Source organism: Vibrio sp. 2096 (genome assembly GCF_033339595.1).
Lineage (GTDB): Bacteria > Pseudomonadota > Gammaproteobacteria > Enterobacterales > Vibrionaceae > Vibrio > Vibrio alginolyticus.
In genome coordinates this window covers 1-19052 of record NZ_JAWOUX010000024.1, presented here as the reverse complement: position 1 = coordinate 19052, position 19052 = coordinate 1, and the positions used below count along the sequence as shown (strand labels likewise).

The window sequence follows — 19052 nt, the reverse complement described above, 5'->3', positions numbered from 1 at the left end:
GTCAACGTCACCGTGAATGCGGTGAACGACACGCCTGTGGTTGAAAGCAACATTGCAGACCAAACCTTGGCGGAAGATTTTACGCCATACAGCATCGATCTGAATACGGCCTTCAGTGATGTGGATAACGCCGATGGTGAGTTAACGTTTAGCGTCTCTGGCAACAGCAACGTGTTGGTTTCGATTGAAAATGGCATCGCGACCATTAGCCCAACCGCAGACTGGAACGGCTCAGAAGCGTTAACCTTTACGGCCACCGATCCAAGCGGCGAGAGCGTTAGCCAAACGGTGAACTTCATAGTAGCGCCAGTGGCGGATATCGTGGCAGATAAAGCGACGGTTGTGGAAGACACGCCAACCATCATTAAGGTTTTAGGTAACGACACGTTCGAAGGCGACGATAAAGTGGTGTCGCTGGATACCAATAACGGTCCAGCCAACGGCACGGTCTCGGTCAACCCGGACGGCAGCGTCACTTACACGCCAAACGACAACTTCCACGGTACAGACAGCTTCACGTACATCGTCACCTCCGGTGGGGTATCGGAGTCCACCACGGTGAACGTCGATGTCACACCAGTGAATGACGCGCCAGTGGCAAAAGATGATACAGCTGTTACTGACGAAGACACGCCAGTGACAATTGATGTTCTGCCAAACGACACCGACATTGATGGCGATAAGCTGTCTATCCAATCGGCGTCTGTGCCGAGTGACCAAGGCACAGTCGAGATTGTTGACGGCAAACTGGTGTTTACACCGGCCGAGAACTTCCATGGTGATGCTGAAATCACTTACACCATCACCGATGGTTCGCTGACCGACCAAGCGACGGTCAACGTCACCGTGAATGCGGTGAATGACACGCCTGTGGTTGAAAGTAGCATCGCAGACCAAGCCTTGGCAGAAGACTTTACGCCATACAGCATCGATCTAAATACCGCGTTCAGCGACGTGGATAACGTGGATGGCGATCTGAGCTTCAGCGTTTCTGGCAACAGTAATGTCAATGTCTCAATAGAAAATGGCATTGCGACTATTAGCCCAACGGCAGACTGGAACGGCTCAGAAGCGTTGACGTTTACTGCCACCGATCCAAGCGGCGAAAGCGTTAGCCAAACGGTGAACTTCACGGTAGCGCCTGTGGCGGACATCGTGGCAGACAACGCGACGGTTGTAGAAGATACGCCAACCATCATCAAGGTCTTAGGTAACGACACGTTTGAAGGCGACGACAAAGTGGTGTCGCTGGATACCAACAACGGTCCAGCTAACGGCACGGTCTCGGTCAACCCGGACGGCAGCGTAACCTACACGCCAAACGACAACTACCACGGTACAGACAGCTTCACGTACATCGTCACCTCCGGTGGGGTGTCAGAGTCCACCACGGTGAACGTCGATGTCACACCAGTGAATGACGCGCCAGTGGCAAAAGATGATACCGCTGTTACTGACGAAGACACGCCAGTGACGATTGATGTCCTACCAAACGATACTGACATCGATGGTGATACGTTAAGCATTGATTCGGCGTCTGTGCCGAGTGACCAAGGTACAGTTGAAATTGTTGACGGCAAGTTGGTGTTCACACCGGCTGAGAACTTCCATGGTGACGCTGAAATTACTTACACGATTACTGATGGTGCACTGACTGACCAAGCAACGGTCAACGTCACCGTGAATGCGGTGAACGACACGCCTGTGGTTGAAAGTAGCATTGCAGACCAAACCTTGGCGGAAGATTTCACCCCATACAGCATCGATCTGAATACCGCTTTCAGCGATGTAGATAACGTCGATGGCGATCTGACCTTCAGCGTCTCTGGTAACAGCAACATTCAAGTGGCGATCGTCAACGGTATTGCTACGTTCACTCCAACCGCAGACTGGAACGGCTCAGAGAGCCTAACCTTTACGGCCACCGATCCAAGCGGCGAGAGCGTTAGCCAAACGGTGAACTTCACAGTGGCGCCTGTGGCAGATATTGAATCTGACCGCGCGACGGTTGTGGAAGACACACCAACCATCATCAAGGTTTTAGGTAACGACACGTTCGAAGGCGACGACAAAGTGGTGTCGCTCGATAGCAATAACGGTCCAGCCAACGGCACGGTCTCGGTCAACCCGGACGGCAGCGTCACTTACACGCCAAACGACAACTTCCACGGTACAGACAGCTTCACGTACATCGTTACCTCCGGTGGGGTATCGGAATTCACCACGGTGAACATCGATGTCACGCCAGTGAATGACGCGCCAGTGGCAAAAGATGATACCGCTGTCACTGACGAAGACACGCCAGTGACGATTGATGTCCTACCAAACGATACTGACATCGATGGTGATACGTTAAGCATTGATTCGGCGTCTGTGCCGAGTGACCAAGGTACAGTTGAAATTGTTGACGGCAAGTTGGTGTTCACACCGGCTGAGAACTTCCATGGTGACGCTGAAATCACTTACACCGTTAGCGATGGTGCACTGACTGACCAAGCGACGGTCAACGTCACCGTGAATGCAGTGAACGACACGCCTGTGGTTGAAAGCAACCTCGCAGACCAAACCTTGGCGGAAGATTTCACGCCATACACCATCGATCTAAATACGGCTTTCAGTGATGTGGATAACGTCGATGGCGAGTTAACGTTTAGCGTCTCTGGCAACAGTAATGTCAATGTCTCAATAGAAAATGGCATTGCGACCATTAGCCCAACGGCAGACTGGAACGGCTCAGAAACCCTAACGTTTATGGCCACCGATCCAAGCGGTGAAAGCGTCAGCCAAACGGTGAACTTCACAGTGGCGCCTGTGGCGGACATCGTGGCAGACAACGCGACGGTTGTGGAAGACACGCCGACCATCATTAACGTCCTAGGTAACGACACGTTTGAAGGCAGCGACAAAGTGGTGTCGCTGGATACCAATAACGGTCCAGCCAACGGCACGGTCTCGGTCAACCCGGACGGCAGCGTCACTTACACGCCAAACGACAACTTCCACGGTACAGACAGCTTCACGTACATCGTTACCTCCGGTGGGGTATCGGAATTCACCACGGTGAACATCGATGTCACGCCAGTGAATGACGCGCCAGTGGCAAAAGATGATACCGCTGTCACTGACGAAGACACGCCAGTGACGATTGATGTTCTGCCAAACGATACTGATATTGATGGTGATACGCTGTCTATCCAATCGGCGTCTGTACCTGAAGCACAAGGTAAAGTCGAAATTGTTGATGGCAAATTGGTGTTCACACCAGCTGAGAACTTCAATGGCGATGCTGAAATCACTTACACCGTTACCGATGGTTCACTGACTGACCAAGCGACGGTCAACGTCACCGTGAATGCGGTGAACGACACGCCTGTGGTTGAAAGTAGCATTGCAGACCAAACCTTGGCGGAAGATTTCACCCCATACAGCATCGATCTGAATACCGCTTTCAGCGATGTAGATAACGTCGATGGCGATCTGACCTTCAGCGTCTCTGGTAACAGCAACATTCAAGTGGCGATCGTCAACGGTATTGCTACGTTCACTCCAACCGCAGACTGGAACGGCTCAGAGAGCCTAACCTTTACGGCCACCGATCCAAGCGGCGAGAGCGTTAGCCAAACGGTGAACTTCATAGTAGCGCCAGTGGCGGATATCGTGGCAGATAAAGCGACGGTTGTGGAAGACACGCCAACCATCATTAAGGTTTTAGGTAACGACACGTTCGAAGGCGACGATAAAGTGGTGTCGCTGGATACCAATAACGGTCCAGCCAACGGCACGGTCTCGGTCAACCCGGACGGCAGCGTCACTTACACGCCAAACGACAACTTCCACGGTACAGACAGCTTCACGTACATCGTTACCTCCGGTGGGGTATCGGAATTCACCACGGTGAACATCGATGTCACGCCAGTGAATGACGCGCCAGTGGCAAAAGATGATACCGCTGTCACTGACGAAGACACGCCAGTGACGATTGATGTCCTGCCAAACGACACCGATATTGATGGTGATAAGCTGTCGATTGAATCGGCTTCCGTACCTGAAACACAAGGCACAGTTGAGATCGTTGATGGCAAACTGGTCTTCACACCGGCTGAGAACTTCCATGGTGACGCTGAAATTACTTACACGATTACTGATGGTGCACTGACTGACCAAGCAACGGTCAACGTCACCGTGAATGCGGTGAACGACACGCCTGTGGTTGAAAGCAACATTGCAGACCAAACCTTGGCGGAAGATTTTACGCCATACAGCATCGATCTGAATACGGCCTTCAGTGATGTGGATAACGTTGATGGTGAGTTAACGTTTAGCGTCTCTGGCAACAGCAACATTCAAGTGGCGATCGTCAATGGGATTGCTACGTTCACTCCAACCGCAGACTGGAACGGCTCAGAAGCGTTAACCTTTACGGCGACCGACCCAAGCGGTGAAAGCGTCAGCCAAACGGTGAACTTCACAGTTGCGCCTGTGGCAGATATTGAATCTGACCGCGCGACGGTTGTGGAAGACACGCCGACCATCATTAAGGTTTTAGGTAACGACACGTTCGAAGGCGACGACAAAGTGGTGTCGCTGGATAGCAATAACGGTCCAGCGAACGGCACGGTCTCGGTCAACCCGGACGGCAGCGTCACTTACACGCCAAACGACAACTTCCACGGTACAGACAGCTTCACGTACATCGTTACCTCCGGTGGGGTATCGGAATTCACCACGGTGAACATCGATGTCACGCCAGTGAATGACGCGCCAGTGGCAAAAGATGATACCGCTGTCACTGACGAAGACACGCCAGTGACGATTGATGTCCTGCCAAACGACACCGATATTGATGGTGATAAGCTGTCGATTGAATCGGCTTCCGTACCTGAAACACAAGGCACAGTTGAGATCGTTGATGGCAAACTGGTCTTCACACCGGCTGAGAACTTCCATGGTGACGCCGAAATCACTTACACCATCACTGATGGTTCGCTGACTGACCAAGCGAAAGTAGCTGTTACCGTTAACCCAGTAAACGATGCGCCAACGATCAAGGTCGATGCTGTAGAAAGTATCACTGAAGATGCAGTGAATACCGATACGGTAGTGGCAACGTTGGAAGTCGCTGATATCGACACGCCAGAAGAGCAATTAACCGTTTCTTTAGAAAACAACTCAAACGGCTACTTTGCGCTAGTTGGCGATGAAGTCAAACTGACTCAAGCGGGTGTTGACGCGGTTAACAACGACGAACTCAACCTTAAAGACCTAACGATCAGCGCATCAGTATCGGATGGTGTTAATCCAACGGTTAGCGACAGTGATAGTTTGATTGTGAATCGCGTTAACGATGCACCAACAGTCGACAATGTGATTTCAGATCAAGTGTTAGCAGAAGATTTTACGATCTACACGATTGATTTAAACGACGCATTTAAAGACAGCGACTCCGCATTGAACTTCTCAGTGTCCGGCAACAGCAACGTGTTGGTGTCGATTGAAAATGGCATCGCGACCATTAGCCCAACTGCGGACTGGAACGGCTCTGAAGCGTTGACCTTTACTGCCACCGATCCAAGCGGTGAAAGCGTTAGCCAAACGGTGAACTTCACAGTGGCGCCTGTGGCAGATATTGAATCTGACCGCGCGACGGTTGTGGAAGACACACCAACCATCATCAAGGTTTTAGGTAACGACACGTTCGAAGGCGACGACAAAGTGGTGTCGCTCGATAGCAATAACGGTCCAGCCAACGGCACGGTCTCGGTCAACCCGGACGGCAGCGTCACTTACACGCCAAACGACAACTTCCACGGGGCAGACAGCTTCACCTACATCGTCACCTCCGGTGGTGTCAGTGAATCCACCATTGTTAACGTCGATGTCACGCCAGTAAACGACAAACCTGACAGTGAAGACTTTACGCATGTGGCCGATGATCAGCTTACGCACGTTGTGTTTGATACCGATACGAAGCCTCTGGGTCACGGTGACTCTCAAGATCATATCGCGGATGTTGAAGACGACTTAAAAGGCAACGATCTACATGTCCGAATTACTGAACTGCCAACCTCAGGTACGTTGTTCTTTAAAGATAGTGATGGTGAGTTGCACGAAATTAAAGAAGTAAGCGATACGCTTTATGACAAAGACAGCCTTTACTATGAAGCTGATAATGTGGGTTTCTTATTAGGTATCAAGGATCGCCCAGATACACCAAATAGTTCCGAGTCTACAACAGATTTCAATAATTGGGGGCTAAGTGAGGACGGAGGTCCATCACACTCCCGTACTGAGCATTTAGCAAATGGAGCTTCTATCACCATTTCTTCTGATAGCGGTGAGCTTGCGCAGTACAACCGCCAGGTGTCACACATCGGCAATGGTATCGCTGACAATGATGGGCAGGGTATTGAGAAAGGTGAAACGATTACGATCGATTTGTCTAATAATCCTGTGGGCAGCGTAAACCTTGGCTTAGATGGATTAGGTGGATTGTTTGATTACGGTGATGACAACGCAGCACTTATTACGGTTACATACTTAGATTCAAATAATGTCCAACAGACTCAAACGTTCGAGTTTTTGAAGCCTGAAGGCAACTTCATGCTATTCCAAGAAACAAGCGTTGGTTATGGGAAAGATCTAGCTCTTCCTGAAGGTTCGGTCATTACTCAGTTAGATTTTTCTACGAAAAATGAAGGGAACTGGGAGTTACGTTATGTAGAAGGTGTACCTGCCGAAGACAGCTTTGGATATGTGGCAGTCGACTCTGAAAATGGCGTTAGCGATCCATCTACAGTCAATATCGTTAATGAAATGCTAGATGGTAATATTGCTGAAAATGGGCCAAGCCTGTCTGTGGTCGGTGATAGCGTGACTGAGGGTGACAATGTCACGTTCTCGGTTGTTCTAAATGAAACCACTAGCACTGCCGTTAAGTACCAAGTTGATATGCTTGCTCAAGGTTCTTCAGTTGATAAGAATGACGTAAATCTATCAAATGCAACCTATACAAATGGTGTTGTTTTCTTAGGTGGTTACTTGATTGTTCCTGCAGGTATAAGTAGCTTCGAAATATCGATTCCGACTATTGATGACTTGGTTGTGGAAAGCAGCGAAACGATCGTTCTTGAGATCGGCGGTGAAACGGGGACGGCAACAGTTCTTGATAATGACAGTACAAAACTTAGCGTAGTAGATGCCGGCGATGTCATTGAAGGAACTGACGCAATATTTACCGTTTTACTCTCTAACCCTGTTCAAGAGGCCGTTGTCGTCAATCTGAAGTCAACAACAAATGATAGCTATACTGCGGAAGATGTTGATCTAGGCACTATGGTAGTGACCTATGTGGATACTCATGGTCAAACTCAAACATTAGATATAGCGCCTAATGGAGACGTTACTATACCTCCAGGTGTCGCTGAAATTAAAGTCGCAGTCCCGACCAAACTAGATAATGTCCATGAAGGTGATGAGAGCTTTGGTCTTACGGTTACGGAAATCGGTAGTGTCACCAGTAATGGTATTGCAACTGGTAACGCAAATATTGTGGATTCTGATCCTGCACCTTTAGTTAGTATTAGTGCCGATCAAAATAGCGTAAATGAAGGTGAAACGGCAGGCTTTACGCTGACACTTGATAAAGTTGCAGATGAGAGTGTTACGGTTCATGTCGAATATAGTGGCGTGGCCCAAGATGGAAAAGATTTTGTTGGCGTTCTGAGTGTTGAAGTTCCTGCGGGTCAATCTTCAGCTGCTCTTGACTTACTGACGGTCACCGATGGTATTTATGAGGGCGCAGAATCTTTCACAGTAACCATTAAAGAGGTTGATGGCGCTGATGCGAGCATTGCTTCAAATAACAGCGCAAGTGTTGTGATCGTTGATGCCCAAAGTGCACCGAAAGTGACTATTAGCTCAGATCAATCCTCAGTTGATGAAGGTAGTGATGCAAAATTTATCGTCAACATTGACCAAAAAGCAGATGAAGATGTACTGGTAACATTCACAATCGGAGGGAATGTTGATGACAAAGATTATATTGCTCCAAGTACGTACACAGTCACGATTCCAGCGGGTAAAACGTCGGCGCCGATTGATATAAAAACTCTCGATGATGGTATTTACGAAGATCTTGAAAACCTAACCGTGACTCTAATTGATACGGTTGGTGCAGATTCGACGCTTGCAAGTGACTCGAATGAAGCAACAGTCTCTATTATAGATGCTCAGCACGCTCCAGAGTTTATTTCTGGCGGCGATAGTGCTGGTGACAAACCAAATGATGATGTTTACGACTTCGGGTCAGTTAACGAAAACACGGTGAGTGGGGCCGTTATCGGCACGGTCGTTGCTGAAGATCACGATAATGACGTGCTTGTATACCGCTTTGCAGATGGCTCGAGCACTAATGGTATTTTTGATATCGACCCGACAAGTGGAGAGATTTCATTGAACAAGACAATCGATGATGTTGACTTGGGCGATTATACGCTTCAGGTTGAGGTTATCGATGGAACTGGCGGGATTGATACTGCCGAGGTAAATGTTTCTCTGGTAAATGTGAATGATGCTCCTGAATCTTCGCCTTCAGTGGTTGAGATGAATGAAGATACTCAAGTGATGCTTGATTGGTCATCATTCGGTATTAGCGATGTGGACTCTGATGTATCAGATCTATCCGTCCAAATTACAACGCTTCCTAGCGATGGCTCATTAGAGTACAGAGATTCGCAAGGCGATTGGCAGTCTGTACAAATCGATCAAGTCCTCGATAAATCGCTTTTTGAGGAAAACGGTGTTCGTTTTGTACCTGAATTAAATGAATCAGGCAGTGACAGCTTCGGCGGAAATCAAGTCGGAGATCAGGAATCTAGTTACGCTCAAATTGGTTTTAAACCGACAGATGGGCAGAGCTCTGGTCAAGAGTCGACACTGACAATAGACGTGAACCCTGTAGCTGACAAACCGAACTTAATTGCAGTGACGCCATTAAACTCATTGCCTCAACAAGAGTTTAACGTTACGACATGGAGTAATGTTCAAGTTGGTTCTAGTGATGGTATGGGGGTCAATGGAGAGACTCTAATCTCAGCGATCAACGCTCTTAATGAAGCCGATGGTACTCGATTGAGTTGGGCAAATGTGGAAGATTTAGGGACTCATGCAACCTTGGCAAATGAGGCCGTTCTAGTCACATCTCTTGTTTATCTCGAAGCTGGCTCGAGTTACGACTTTGTCGGTCAAGCCGATGATAGCCTTGCAATCAAGTTGGGTGGTACGTTACTTGATCAAGCTCGTTGGGGGAGCGACAGTGGTGATATTAAGGGAGCTAGCTTTACCCCTTCGGTATCTGGCTTTTATCCAATTGAAATTTATCACCATAACCAAAGTGGTCCGGGTAACTTTAATGTGGATGTATCCATTAATGGACAAGCGCCTGTCAACCTGAGCAATAGTAGTCTTTACGTAGTTAGTGATGAAAGTGCACTAGAAGCAACTGATATCAGAACGTCTGAACTACAAGAAGTTAATGGTGTTGCGTTTTACGAAACATACCAGCTGAACGAAGGGTTACAAGATACAGCGATACCGCTCTCTGAAATTAAAGCAAGCTTAAATGATACAGATGGCTCTGAATCACTTAAAGTCACGCTAACTGGCTTACCTGTAGGTGCGATCCTTTCAGATGGAAATAGTTCTATTACTGTCGCAACTATTGATGAAGAACTGGACGTGACAAGTTGGGCATTAGATGCACTTACTGTGACTCCACCTGCGGGCTCCCATGATGACTTCACTATCAATTTGACTGCAACGAGTACAGAAAGCTCGAATGGTGATTCAGCAGAATCTAACTTGGCGATCAATGTTGTAGTACATGAGAACTTACCGACGGAAACGGAAAGTGATTTGGGCGAAACCATAGAAGACAATACTCTACAAGGGAATGTATTGCTTAATGACTCTGACGGCGACAATATTCTGATGGTAGATCATCTTACTATCGATGGTGCTGATTACGAGGTAGGCGAAAGTGTTTCTTTGACTAGTGGTACGTTACTAGTAAACCGAGATGGTAGTTACATATTTGAACCTGCTGAGCATTGGTCAGGTGACGTTCCATTAATTAGCTATACCACAAATACTGGCGTAACAAATACACTTGATATCAATGTTGTTGCTATCGCAGATGCACCTACGATCACGATCAATGTTGGCGACTTAGTTAAACGAGATGCTATTGATCCAAACCATCACTTAGCTACATCGGCAATAAATAATACCAATACCGAAAATGAGGCTGTCGCAGCCAACCTTGGGTTGGATAATGCAGTACCTAAAATTAATACACACGCTGGTGTTGTGTTGGGAGTCAATACTGACTTAAGTGACACCGACAGCTTGTTTGTTGGGACAGATTTCAACGATGTATTCTATGGTGGCGGTGGCGATGACGTATTTGTTGGCGGTGGTAACAATGATACGTTTTATGGTGATGACGCGACCAGTCTTACTCTGCATGATGGTAAAGATACAGTCTACTTAACAGGGAACTTTGATGACTACAAAATGACCTTCAAAGACGATCATGGAGGTAAAGTTCCATATTGGATTTTATTAGATAGTCGTTCTATCGATTCGGTAAACGATCATACAGGTAGTGATGACCGAGGTGATCATTTATATGAAATTGAACGCGTTGTTTTTGCAGACAAAATTGTTGATTTGAAACCTGATGGCACTTATGAAGTGCTTCAAGATCGCTGGATTTCGGTCGATGTGGATGTTGATCTAGTTGATGTCGATGGAAGTGAGGATTTAGCGCAGACTGCTCTTGTACAAGATCTACCAGACGGTGTTGACGTGTATGTTGATGGGGTCGCAATTAAGCAAGATTCAAATGGAGATTACCCTGTCACTCTTGGTACAGATGGTAAGCTTTCCCTGGATATCAGAGTGCCATTCGATTATGAAGGCAGCTTAGAGTTCCCGCTAAGCGTTACTGCTACGTCTGTTGAAGGATCAAATAATGACGCAGCTTCAACAACTGAATCCGTTGAGCTTACAGCTCGTGACTATGTGTTGGAGTCGGGATCGCATGGGAATGATCAGATAACGGGTAGTGACGATCACGATATTATTGTTGGTGATGTTCAAGGATTGGAGATCATTGCAGGTCAGGACTACAACATCGCATTTGTTCTGGACACTTCAGGGAGCATGGGTAACTGGGTAGGAACTGCGAAGCAAGAAGTGCTAGATGTGTTTGATGAGCTGTTAAGTGCGGTAAATCAAGGAGAGAAGCCAGGGACAGTGAATATTCACCTTAGTGAATTTGCTTCAAGTGCATCAGCGGTGATTTCTGTTGACTTGAGTTCTCTTACAGCAAGAAAAGAGTTTGTAGAAGAGTTGAATCGTGTAATTGATGATGAGGGTTCTGGCGGCACAAACTATGAGGCGGGCTTACAGTCGGCCGTTGAATGGTTCAGCAGTCAACCTAACCCTAATGGCCAAAATATCACGTACTTTGTTACGGATGGTCAACCAAATAGAGCAACATACCTCTATGGTGTAGCACCGAGTGAATTCTCGAAAGTGATTTTGGACGTCGATAATTCTGGCAAGCTTGTTACCCTGCAAGATATTGCGAGTAAAAACAATTACTCATACGGACAAACAGTTACCTACAAAGGTGATGTCGTTATAGATAGTTACGGTAAGGTTTATTCACCGCTAACAGGAAGAATCCTTGGCGATATCGACAGATATTATGGCTCTATCCGTTATTACGATGAAGGGAATAGCTCGACACAAGCTCAACACATGTATCAAGTACTAGCGGCATTGTCCTCTATAGAAGCGATAGGTCTTGGGAGTGGCGTTGATGAACATACACTCAAGCAGTATGACACTGATGGTGTGGTAGAGTCAGATATTGATGTTACTAAGCTTGCTGAAACGATATTGGGTCAAGATGTACCTCTCAAACAAGGTTCAGACACTATTCAAGGAGGTGAAGGTAACGATATCTTGTTAGGTGACTTAATTGAGTTTGGTGGTAATGAACAAGGCTTAAGTGCGATTCAATCACATGTGGCGCAGCAAACGGGTCAGGATGTGTCTACCGTTGACGGCGAAGATATACATGAGTACGTTAGAAATAACTTGGAAGAATTCAACCAAACTCACCAAGGAGATAAATCGGATAATTTATATGGCGGCGCTGGTGATGACTTACTATTTGGTCATGGTGGCAACGACATACTCGTTGGCGGTGAAGGGGATGATATTCTGATTGGTGGTTTAGGTAGTGATACTTTAACAGGGTCAGAAGGGGCCGACATCTTTAAGTGGAGTGAAGTCACTAACGATGTTGATACTGTCACTGACTTCAATAAAAATGAAGACGCTCTAGACTTCTCAGATCTGTTTGACGACTTATCTAAAGATGAAATTGGAGAGCTTCTTAATGATCTTCAATCAGGTGATCATACTGGTGATGTCGGAGAGTATCATGTAGAAGTGGCACCAGACGGGGGATCTGAGGCAAACCTGAGTATTACAAAAGGGAGCTCGACATTGGACATCCATTTTGACGGTGCAAGTGTTGATGATGTGACTCAAAGCTTAATTGCGAGTTTAGAAGCTCAGTACAAAGACATGTAGTAGCGCTAAACTGTAGTCAAATTTAAAATCAAAAAGGTCTAGCAATTTGCTAGACCTTTTATTTTTACGGTCTGTTTATTGTTGTGCTAGCTTTTTGGAAGTGTTGTGAAAACGGTCCATTCTTTCTTCACTTCACCCTTGTGGCCAATCACTGTTGCGGTTACTCGACGGTTCAATGCGTGACTAACTTGGTCTGTACCTTGTGTCGCAAGTACTGTGTCTCCATAGCCGACAATGGTAACTCTATCTCCACTAATGCCGTTCTTCATGAGCTCTTTTCTAACGTTTTCAGCGCGGCGCTTAGATAAGTCAAGATTATGTTCTGCAGTACCAGTGCGACTAGCATAACCTTGAATCTCTATAGACGTGTTCGGGTACTCTTTCAAAAAGTCGGATAGTTCAAGAATTTGTTGCGTAAAGATAGGGTTGATCACATCGGAATCGTTCGCAAATAGTACTCGAATTTGCATTTCTTGTGAGGAGTCAACGTACGAACCGCAACCGTCGTTGTCTATTTCGGCACCCAAAGGTGTACCCGGGCACAAATCTCGCTCGTTAATGACTCCGTCAGAGTCATCATCTATATGATCAGCCCACTGATCGGCAATTGGGGTATCTATGTAATCATATTCATCACCACGATCTGATGAACTGCATGCGGAGAGCATTAATGAGAGTGTAATAAAAGCTATGTGTTTCATAATTAATACTCCACTTCTTCTAGCCATTCTTTAGGCATTTCAACCCTTAATGCACTCAACAGTTGCCCAGTTGCGTTCATCACTCGATATTTGGCGTACTGCTCTGCGTATTTAGAATCTAAGTAGTCTTTACGCGCCTCAAAGAGCTCGTTTTCAGTGTTCAATAGATCAAGCAGTGTTCGTTTACCGATGCGATATTGCTTCTCGTAAGCAATTACGGTTTCAGACGCAGAGTCTACATGATCTGATAGAAACTCTTTTTGTTGTAATGTTAAATCAAGCGCACTCCAAGAAAGCCTTAACCCTTCTTCAACATTGCGATAGGCACCTTCACGCAAGTCTTTTGCTTTATTTAGCTGGTAGGCAAAGTTTTCTGAGTTCGCTGCATCACTGCCACCATTGAATAGGTTGTAGCGTAGACGCAGCATGGCAAGTGTCTCATCACTTCGACCTTTTAAACCATCAGCGTCGTCACGCCATGTTTGCGAAGCTTCAATTGAAATGGTTGGGTAATTAACACCTTTAGACTGTTTGTATTGAAACTTAGCCGAGTCTACGTCTGCGAGCGCCACTTGAATAACGGGATGAAGTTCAAATGCCAAGCCTACCGCTTCATCAACCGTGTACGGGATAAAGTTTTGGTCCGCTCTCGGAAAGATTAACCCTTGTGGTGTTTGACCGACTAAACGAGTGAACATCGTGTGAGAGTCATACAGGTTATTTTGAGCAGCAGCTAAGTTTCCGTGTGCTTTTGCCAAACGTGCTTCTACCTGCGTCAAGTCAGCAGTAGAGCCGATACCCGAGTTGACTCGTTTTTTAATGTCATCGTAAATATCTTTATGAACAGCAAGGTTGTTTTCTGAAAGCTTTAGGACTTCATACGCTTTAACAGCGTCCAAGTACACTTTAGTCACTTCAAGTGCCTTATCTGAAGCATCTGCTAAGAGTTGAAATCTAACAGATTCAGCATCAGCTGCGGTTCGATCAATATCATTTAATGTAGCGCTACCATCCCATATTAGTTGGGTCAGTGTCACTGAAGCTTCCTTTCGAGTGTAATCCGTGTCTCCTCGACCAACTTCATCTGACGGGTCTAATCCTTCATATCCAATTCCAGCATCTAGATCAACAGAGGGGAGGTAAGCACCTGATGAAGCTTCATTTATGTACTTCTGGCTCATAAACTCGTTAAATGCACTCTTAATATCGGGGTTATTTTGTAGCGTCTGTGCAACCGCTTGCTCTAGAGTTTGACCGAAAACTGGTGAAGACACTATTAAGCAACAGCAGGCTATATGTACTCGATTCCATCTCACGTTAGTTCTCCTAAAATCATGTCGCTCTTATTCTGTTTCATATTTGAGACGAGAAGTTACAAACAATGAATTTTCTTAGTGCGTATTATCAACTTGTTGATGTTTAAATGTTTAATTCAATAAAAAACAACAATCTTACTCTCTAAACTCTAGCATACGAGGCAAAGCTTGCTTGGTAAGTGGTCGATTTTTTCGTAGAAAACCTTTTTATCTTAAGAGCATAGCGGAAACTGGTTTAAATGAAGGCAAATTCTTCGGTTATTTTCCTTATTACTCTCAAAAAACTAAATCCTCTTGGAATAAAACGAAAAATTCATATTTTGTCTAAACTATAGACGTGTTTAGTGCAGTAACAAGCCTTTAATTAAACTAATACAAGGATGAAGAGCATGGATCGAGTAGCGTTAAGTTCATTGATGAGCAATGTCGTGGTTATAGGGCTTGATGGGAACCTGAGAAGTCTTGAAAGTGGTCAGCTACCTCAGCCTGGTGAATTAATTATTGAGGAAGTTTCTGATACATCAGAATTAATTGTACAACAGGTAACACCGCAAGGTAGTTCAATTAACGTTACTGATGATGTCACTGCGCTAATCGAGGCTATCGCTAGTGGAGAAGACCCTACTGCTCTTGGTGAGGATTTTGAGCCAGCTGCAGGTGAGGAAAGTGGTTCTAGCCCCCAAAATACTGGTGCAATAGATCGTACTGGCGCTGAATTGTTGGCTAGTACGAATTTTGAGACCGTCGGTATTGATGGAATCGGACTATCTACAACTCAAGCACTATCTTTGTTGGATCTTTTCAGAGTAATTAATGGCCCTGTACCACCGACTATCTTAGTTCAAGAAATATCTAGTCCGACTATCAACGAAGGTGACCAAGTTGTATTCGATATTACTCTAAGTCAAACAACTGAAGACAACACTGATGTCATTCTTTCTCTCCTTGATGGAACCGCAACAGGCGGCTCAGCTGACGAGAACGGGAGTGACTACGTCAATGAGCGTGTCCTCATAACATTTTCTGATGGTACAACAGAAGAAGTTTCAGTCGGTGAAAGCGGAACCTTTACCATTTCGATCCCACCGGGTGAAAGTGACTTTACGGTCTCTATAGACTCTATTGACGACTCTGTATTTGAAGGCCCAGAAACGTTTACGCTCTCTGGCACGACAGAAGAACAAAGCACACCTGTTACTGGGACTGCCACTATTTTAGATGATGGTAGTGGACCTGGCTCAAATCCTGATGATGATCGCCCAGCGGTAACGATGAGTGATGCAGGTACGGTTAATGAGGGTGAGACAGCGAACTTCAAAGTGACGCTGTCGAATGCCTCCGAGTCCACTGTTCAAGTCGAGCTAGGCCTGAACTTAGGTGACACCGAAGTTGGAGACTTAGGCACCTTAGAATACAACACAGGCTCCGGTTGGGTTGCAGTGCCAAACGATGGCGTAGTAACGGTGCCAGCGGGGCAAACTGAGTTTGATGTGCGTATCGCTTCCATTGATGACGCCGTTTATGAAGGTCCTGAAGATTTCAGTGTGACAGTGACTGGCATTGGTGCAGTGCAAGGCAGCGATACGGGGACGGCGACGATCGTGGACGACGGCAGTGGTCCGGGCCCTGATCCGGATGATGACCGTCCAAGCGTGACTATCTCAGATGCTGGCACCATCAATGAGGGTGAGACAGCGAACTTCAAAGTGACGCTGTCGAATGCCTCCGAGTCCACTGTTCAAGTCGAGCTAGGCCTGAACTTAGGTGACACCGAAGTTGGAGACTTAGGCACCTTAGAATACAACACAGGCTCCGGTTGGGTTGCAGTGCCAAACGATGGCGTAGTAACGGTGCCAGCAGGGCAAACTGAGTTTGATGTGCGCATCGCTTCTGTTGATGACGCCGTTTACGAAGGCCCTGAAGATTTCAGTGTGACAGTAACCGGCATTGGCGCAGTACAAGGCAGCGATACGGGGACGGCGACGATCGTGGACGATGGCACTGGGCCAGGCCCCGATCCGGATGATGACCGCCCGAATGTGACTATTTCAGATGCTGGCACCATCAATGAGGGTGAGACAGCCAACTTCAAAGTGACGTTGTCGAATGCCTCCGAGTCCACTGTTCAAGTCGAGCTAGGCCTGAACTTGGGCGATACCGAAGCCGGTGACTTAGGTACCTTGGAATACAACACAGGCTCCGGTTGGGTTGCAGTGCCAAACGATGGCGTAGTAACGGTGCCAGCGGGGCAAACCGAGTTTGATGTGCGTATCGCTTCCATTGATGATGCTGTTTATGAAGGTCCAGAAGATTTCAGCGTGACGGTGACTGGCATTGGGGCGGTGCAAGGCAGCGATACGGGTACGGCAACGATAGTGGATGATGGTACGGGTCCGGGCCCCGATCCGGATGATGACCGTCCAAGCGTGACTATTTCAGATGCTGGCACCATTAATGAGGGTGAGACAGCCAACTTCAAAGTGACGCTATCGAATGCCTCCGAGTCTACAGTTCAAGTCGAGCTTGGCCTCAACTTAGGTGACACCGAAACCGGTGACTTAGGCACCTTAGAATACAACACCGGAAGCGGTTGGGTGACAGTGCCAAACGATGGTGTGGTGACCGTGCCGGCAGGGCAAACTGAGTTTGATGTGCGCATTGCTTCCATTGATGATGCGGTGTACGAAGGCCCTGAAGATTTCAGTGTCACGGTAACTGGCATTGGGGCAGTACAAGGCAGCGATACCGGTACGGCAACGATAGTGGATGACGGCAGTGGTCCGGGCCCTGATCCGGATGATGATCGTCCAAGCGTGACTATTACCGATGCTGGCACCATTAATGAGGGTGATACGGCGAACTTCAAAGTGACGCTATCGAACGCGTCTGAAGCGGAAACGCAAGTAGAGTTGGGTCTTAATCTCGGCGATACCGAAGTCGGTGACTTAGGCACCTTAGAATACAACACAGGCTCCGGTTGGGTTGCAGTGCCAAACGATGGCGTAGTAACGGTGCCAGCAGGGCAAACTGAGTTTGATGTGCGCATCGCTTCCATTGATGATGCGGTGTACGAAGGCCCTGAAGATTTCAGTGTGACGGTGACTGGCATTGGCGCAGTGCAAGGCAGCGATACGGGTACGGCGACGATAGTGGACGACGGCACGGGTCCAGGCCCCGATCCGGATGATGATCGTCCAAGCGTGACTATTTCAGACGCTGGCACCATCAATGAGGGTGACACAGCGAACTTCAAAGTGACGCTATCGAACGCGTCTGAAGCGGAAACGCAAGTAGAGTTGGGTCTTAATCTCGGCGATACCGAAGTCGGTGACTTAGGCACCTTAGAATACAACACAGGCTCCGGTTGGGTTGCAGTGCCAAACGATGGCGTAGTAACGGTGCCAGCGGGGCAAACTGAGTTTGATGTGCGTATTGCTTCCATTGATGACGCGGTGTACGAAGGCCCAGAAGATTTCAGCGTGACGGTGACTGGCATTGGGGCGGTGCAAGGTAGCGATACCGGTACGGCAACGATAGTGGATGACGGCACGGGTCCAGGACCTGATCCGGATGATGACCGTCCAAGCGTGACTATTACCGATGCTGGCACCATTAATGAGGGTGATACGGCGAACTTCAAAGTGACGCTATCGAACGCGTCTGAAGCGGAAACGCAAGTAGAGTTGGGTCTTAATCTCGGCGATACCGAAGTCGGTGACTTAGGCACCTTAGAATACAACACAGGCTCCGGTTGGGTTGCAGTGCCAAACGATGGCGTAGTAACGGTGCCAGCGGGGCAAACTGAGTTTGATGTGCGTATTGCTTCCATTGATGACGCGGTGTACGAAGGCCCAGAAGATTTCAGCGTGACGGTGACTGGCATTGGGGCGGTGCAAGGCAGCGATACCGGTACGGCAACGATCGTGGACGATGGCACGGGTCCGGGCCCTGATCCGGATGATGACCGTCCAAGCGTGACTATCTCAGACGCTGGCACCATCAATGAGGGGGATACGGCGAACTTCAAAGTGACGCTATCGAACGCCTCCGAGTCTACAGTACAAGTCGAGCTAGGCCTCAACTTAGGTGACACCGAAACCGGTGACTTAGGCACCCTAGAATACAACACCGGGAGCGGTTGGGTGGCAGTGCCAAACGATGGCGTGGTAACGGTGCCAGTGGGGCAAACTGAGTTTGATGTGCGTATTGCTTCCATTGATGACGCCGTTTATGAAGGTCCTGAAGATTTCAGTGTGACAGTAACCGGCATTGCCGCAGTACAAGGCAGCGATACGGGTACGGCAACGATAGTGGACGATGGCACGGGTCCGGGCCCTGATCCGGATGATGACCGTCCAAGCGTGAC

General features: G+C 47.6%; 4 protein-coding genes. 2 read left to right on the top strand and 2 right to left on the bottom strand.

Annotation, left to right across the window (positions count from 1 at the left end; translation table 11 throughout):
• Positions 1-12669, top strand: a 12669-nt coding sequence (locus R7Q41_RS22960; RefSeq protein WP_318144674.1) for a tandem-95 repeat protein, incomplete at its 5' end; no start/stop codon positions are given.
• Positions 12670-12755: 86 nt separating this feature from the next.
• Here R7Q41_RS22960 and R7Q41_RS22955 read toward each other — a convergent pair.
• On the bottom strand, positions 12756-13370 hold the full coding sequence (locus R7Q41_RS22955) for an OmpA family protein (protein ID WP_005377363.1): 615 nt from the start codon (positions 13368-13370) through the stop codon (positions 12756-12758).
• 2 nt (positions 13371-13372) lie between these two features.
• Positions 13373-14686, bottom strand: coding sequence for a TolC family outer membrane protein (locus R7Q41_RS22950; RefSeq protein WP_021707835.1), 1314 nt, complete (start codon positions 14684-14686; stop codon positions 13373-13375).
• 389 nt (positions 14687-15075) lie between these two features.
• Here R7Q41_RS22950 and R7Q41_RS22945 point away from each other — a divergent pair.
• On the top strand, positions 15076-19052 hold a 3977-nt coding region (locus R7Q41_RS22945; protein ID WP_318144673.1), incomplete at its 3' end, for a beta strand repeat-containing protein.

Coding starts and splice junctions, on each gene's coding strand:
- R7Q41_RS22955 (WP_005377363.1), bottom strand. CDS start 13,370: ATGAAACACATAGCTTTTATTACACTCTCATTAATGCTCTCCGCATGC.